The following is a 623-nucleotide window of genomic DNA, read 5'->3' on the forward strand; positions in this document are numbered from 1 at the left end:
GCCTTTTCGAGACATACTCTGGACGATAGCTCTTGATTCAAGTGTACGGACGTATTGTCTCATTTGATAATGCCATCCTTGATCCGAATGCATTAATAGTTGATGGTTTTCAGGTAAACGTTTTAATGCATTCTCTAACATCTCTGAAACAAGTGAATATGTCGGTCTAGAACCAATTGTATAGGTAATAATTTCACCATTATACAAGTCTAATACAGGTGATACATACAGTTTCTCTCCAAACAATTTAAACTCTGTGATGTCCGTTACCCATTTTTGATTTGGGGCATCTGTGTAAAAATTACGCTCTAAAATATTAGGTGCAATTCTACCGACTTTTCCTTTATAGGATTTATATTTCTTCATACGCACAACACACTTTAATCCAAGTTCTTTCATAATGCGTTGAACCTTCTTGTGGTTCACTTTCTGGCCACGATTCGTTAATTCATCACGAATGCGACGGTAACCATAACGACCTTCATTTTCCTCATAAATCGCTTTAATCTCAGCTTTCAAATCGGCATCTACATCTGGACGATTCATTTTCTTTACTAAATCATAATACGTGCTTCGAGGAATAGAAGCTAGCTCCACGAGCGCCTTCACCGAATATTTATGCC

General features: G+C 37.4%; 1 protein-coding gene. It reads right to left on the reverse strand.

Going from position 1 to position 623, the window contains the following annotated elements:
* Positions 1–623: IS3 family transposase (locus tag COL05_RS29740; protein ID WP_142337727.1), on the reverse strand; the 623-nt coding region annotated here is incomplete at both ends.

The organism is Bacillus sp. AFS059628, from assembly GCF_002571225.1.
Lineage (GTDB): Bacteria > Bacillota > Bacilli > Bacillales > Bacillaceae_G > Bacillus_A.